Below are 4,030 nucleotides of genomic sequence, written 5' to 3' on the forward strand. Positions count from 1 at the left end.
CGATTGGCTCGTGAACCAAATCGGTGATTTCTAAATCTTCAAAATCAATTTCTTTTTTTGATAAAACGATAGTTTTATTTTTTTTATATATATTATTCTTATTCTGGTTCTTTATAGCTAGATTTTGCTTGTCGTTTGCTTCAGCAAAAAAAACGTTTTGCTTATCTTTTGCTTCAGCAAAATTATTAATATGTTGTTTTATATTATTTTTTGCTTTTGCACCTTTTTTACCAGCCTCACTACGAACTTGCGATATGTGCTCTTTTTTATCAGAAAAATCTTTTAGCTCTTCTTCAACGCGCGTATTCCACAATCCATTATCTGTCTCAATAACTTTATCATTCCTCATTAAATATTCGACAATAGCTGCAAATTTTTTCTGCGAACAATGACAAACGCGTGCAAGCGTTTGAAAATCTGTTTTAAGTGGTTCTTTTTTTTCATACATGTAAACGAGAAGGGTTATATAAACCCCCCGTTGTTCAGATGTCATTCCATTTGTACCACTTATCCAGTCATACAAATGGAATCTTATCCATGGCATACCATTAGACATGCGCATCCCCTTCTTTCATTAAATATAAATTAGTGATCATAATCCCCCCCTTAAGGCTGTTGCCTATTTATGCGTGAGCTGTGACAGAGCGCGTAGTCATAAGTTAAAAAAAATGAACTCACTCAATTCAAAAATACACTGCATGCTTCATCTCGCTGCACTAACTAAATGTGTAGACCGATTGTATTTCTGTAAACTATCTATGAAATGCTTTTTGAAACCGTGCGCATCGCTATATGCCTTTATAGATAATGAAGGTCCTAAAGTACTTTGAACTATCAAATTATCATTTGCATCAAGAGAAAAATTCCAATCAGAATCGCTAAAAACAATTGTGCTGCCGTCTGGAAAATCCATTTCTTTTATTGAATCTTTCAAAATGTGAAAAGTGTAATATGGTCTTTGCAATACCTTTGTAGAGCTTTGCATTTTTTTATGAGAGACATAAAAACAAAAAATCGTGATTACATTGGTCGTAAAAAGCACAATAATCGTTGCGAAATTGTCCATTTTTATTTTCTTTCTTCATATTGAAGCTTCGTCATTTCATTTTGTTCAAATGGCTTCATGCAAACAGTGGAACCCTTGACAAAAGAAGGCGTTGGAGGAGATTGTTCATTCCATAACGCTTCGAGAAGATATGCAACGGCTCCTCTTGAAGGAACACCATATTTTTCCCAACGCCATACTGTTGACTTGTTGACGCCTAACTGTGCTGCCATTTCTTTCAGAGTTAAATTCAGATTTTTACGTAACTGTTTTACTGCTATTTTTCCCATAAAAAATAATATGCATTATGAGTACTTAAAAGTCAAGTCGAAATGCATACCAATTATATGCAATATGAATATATTAAGGAGATAAAAATGCTTAGTAACACGATAGACCAATCTGCTAGATTAATAAAAGCGCGTTTAGCGCGTGGTTTTAGAAGTGCTAAAGAAGCAGCTAGATATTTTGGCTGGAACTACTCTAGCTATATACAGCACGAACAAGGATTAAGAGGAATATCACGAGCATCTGCAAAATATGCAAAAGCATTTAGAATTAGTGAAGGATGGTTATTAACTGGAGAGGGAGAAGGCCCCTCCTTTCCAATTCCTGCCACAAAACAAACTGTTGATGAGCAAATTATTAATCTACTGCAAAAAACAACTCAACCAGATAAAGAAACAATTCTTCACCTTTTAAATCGCCTGCATGCAGAAGAAAAAAAATAAAAGCTTTTTTTCTTTCATTACTAAATGTAGAAACCAGATGCATTATTTTGTTATCTAATTCTATATCACTTTTTATTATTTTCATAACCATTCACCTTCCCCTTTCATGAGAATCGTCATTTAGAAAAAATCTTCTTACAAGATTTTTATACCGTTAAAAATAAAATACACATAACGCATATTTTATTGTTGACAAGTATGCATTATGCGTATTATATATATTCCATAAACCACGCACAAACAATCGCCAAGAGGCGTTAGGGAGGAGAAATTATGGAAAATCCAATTCTTATAAATTCTGATGAAATCTTATTAGTTGTCTATGATGATGATCAAAACATTGGTCGATCGGGACCACTGGATGAAAGCCAAGTTCTAAAAATTATTGACGAGGCAGATGATGCAATCCAAATCTTTCGCATCAATCCTTCTGAGAATAATTGTGAAGATATCTCTGAAGAAATTGCAGAAGCATATGTAAAAGAAAATATCGAACATCTCCATGAGGAGAGTAAAGTTCATGACTTTGTACGCGAGAGTGTTGCTTACCATGACCTTTTATCTGATTTAGCAGACGAAAAATATAATGATGAGATTTACGGTACTTACGAACAACAACACCGTTTGCGTCCTTGTGATGTGCTTTAAATTCTGAAGGGCGCTTTTAAAAGCGCCTCCCCTTTTCCCATCAATAATTGATTAGAGTAAACTTATGACCACACATGATACTCATATTCATAGTGAAGGATATCTCACGCCTGAAAACGAGGTAGACAACAAAATCGGTTATGTCCAAATGGTCAATGCCCATGTAATGCATAGGTACTTACATTTGAAACAAGATTTTTCCACTTGGTTTAATGATTGTGTTGAAAAGCTTGATCTAAAAGAAGGCGTGGATTTTGTTTTTACAAAACAAGAATGGAACAGACAGAAGATTTGTCCAAAATCTGAAATAGAGACAGATAAAACCGATAATCATTATTTCAAAATTCACGCAGCAAGGAAAATTGCTCAAGCAGAACGTCATAGAAACTATGGCAGAATATTATATCAAACCTTGTGTTTTTCTTAATTAAGGGGGGTGATGATGCAAAACTTTATTACAATATCTGAAAACAATTTTCAAAACACAACTGTTCCCACCATGTCTAGTCGTGAAATTGCAGAGTTATGCGGTAAGCAACATGCGCATATTATGCGTGATATTCGACAAATGTTAGGAGAATTATATCCTGAAGGGGGTCAATCCAAATTTGGATCCACCTATTTAGATAAACAGGGTAAGCCCCAAAACTGTTACAACCTCCCTAAGCGTGAATGCCTTATCTTAGTTTCCGGTTACAGCATGACATTACGTGCTAGGATTATAGACCGTTGGCAAGAATTGGAAAAGCAAGTAGTAACACCACAAATCGACTATTCAAGTCCAAAGGCTATGATTGGCTTTTTGAATTACCTACAAGGTCAAATAGATCAAAAAGACACCATCATTGAAGATTTAACACCAAAAGCCATGGCTCTTGAAAGCTTACAGCGTCATAATGGACTCTTCAGTCTTACAGAAGCCGCTAAAATACTCGAGATGCAACCAAAACAGTTCATTCTCTTCTTACAGAAAAAAGGTTGGGTTTACAGACGAGCAGCAGGTGGAAATTTGCTTCCTTATCAAGACAAAATCCAAAAGAAACTTATGGATTGTCCAACCATCACACTTCAAACCGCAAGTGGAATAGAAAAAGTCATTCCTTGCGCAAAAATCACAGCAAAAGGAATTGGTGTGCTGTCTCAAGAGCTTAAAAGACAAAGCATGCATTAAGAGGAGGTTATTATGATAAAAAAGAAATACAAACTGACTGATGAAACAATTCCGTTTGATGGAAGAACTCTTCACCGAATTAGAGCATTAAGAGACTTTGGATATGTCAAAAAAGGTGACCTAGGCGGTTTTATAGAAAAAGAGAGCAACTTAAGCCATAAGAGAGACTGTTGGATTTTTGGCAATGCACAAGTTTACGGTAATGCCAAAGTTTATGATGATGCCCGTGTTTATGGGAATGCACAAATTTCTGGAAATGCACAAGTTTCTGATTATGCCGAAGTTGATGGTGCTTCTGTTCGAGATAATGCCAAGGTTTTTGACTATGCGCGGATTTATGGGAATTCTGTTATAGGGGAAAGTGTACACGTTTACGGAAATGCTAAAATTTACAATCAAGCATATATTTGCTGTCGTGTAGACATTGCTGGAAAT

The 4,030-nt window shown here is 35.3% G+C and carries 8 protein-coding genes; 5 read left to right on the plus strand and 3 right to left on the minus strand.

What is annotated here, in order from left to right; translation table 11 throughout:
• From ACFINO_RS09185 to ACFINO_RS09195, 3 genes are all read right to left on the minus strand, one after another.
• Window positions 1-556: YdaU family protein (locus tag ACFINO_RS09185; protein ID WP_375655509.1), on the minus strand; the 556-nt coding region annotated here is incomplete at its 3' end.
• Between the two features lie 147 nt (window positions 557-703).
• On the minus strand, window positions 704-1,066 hold the full coding sequence (locus tag ACFINO_RS09190) for a hypothetical protein (RefSeq protein WP_375655510.1): 363 nt from the start codon (window positions 1,064-1,066) through the stop codon (window positions 704-706).
• Between the two features lie 2 nt (window positions 1,067-1,068).
• A complete protein-coding gene (locus ACFINO_RS09195) occupies window positions 1,069-1,335 on the minus strand; it encodes a helix-turn-helix domain-containing protein (protein ID WP_375618101.1) in 267 nt (88 codons plus the stop codon).
• An 87-nt stretch (window positions 1,336-1,422) separates the two neighbouring features.
• Here ACFINO_RS09195 and ACFINO_RS09200 point away from each other — a divergent pair, with 87 nt between their 5' ends.
• The 5 genes from ACFINO_RS09200 to ACFINO_RS09220 all read left to right on the plus strand — a co-directional run.
• Window positions 1,423-1,776 carry a helix-turn-helix domain-containing protein gene (locus ACFINO_RS09200; protein WP_004859838.1) on the plus strand — a complete coding sequence of 118 codons (354 nt, stop codon included), beginning with the start codon at window positions 1,423-1,425 and terminating at the stop codon, window positions 1,774-1,776.
• 273 nt (window positions 1,777-2,049) lie between these two features.
• The gene (locus tag ACFINO_RS09205) at window positions 2,050-2,424 is read left to right on the plus strand and encodes a hypothetical protein (RefSeq protein WP_375655511.1); all 375 of its coding nucleotides are present in this window, start codon (window positions 2,050-2,052) and stop codon (window positions 2,422-2,424) included.
• 64 nt (window positions 2,425-2,488) lie between these two features.
• Window positions 2,489-2,851, plus strand: coding sequence for an antA/AntB antirepressor family protein (locus ACFINO_RS09210; RefSeq protein ID WP_375632994.1), 363 nt, complete (start codon window positions 2,489-2,491; stop codon window positions 2,849-2,851).
• A 15-nt stretch (window positions 2,852-2,866) separates the two neighbouring features.
• On the plus strand, window positions 2,867-3,595 hold the full coding sequence (locus tag ACFINO_RS09215; RefSeq protein ID WP_375655513.1) for a Rha family transcriptional regulator: 729 nt from the start codon (window positions 2,867-2,869) through the stop codon (window positions 3,593-3,595).
• 12 nt (window positions 3,596-3,607) lie between these two features.
• A partial coding sequence (locus ACFINO_RS09220; RefSeq protein ID WP_375655512.1) for a hypothetical protein occupies window positions 3,608-4,030 on the plus strand: 423 nt, incomplete at its 3' end.

It is taken from the genome of Bartonella sp. AA83SXKL (genome assembly GCF_042196965.1).
Classification (GTDB): Bacteria; Pseudomonadota; Alphaproteobacteria; order Rhizobiales; family Rhizobiaceae; genus Bartonella.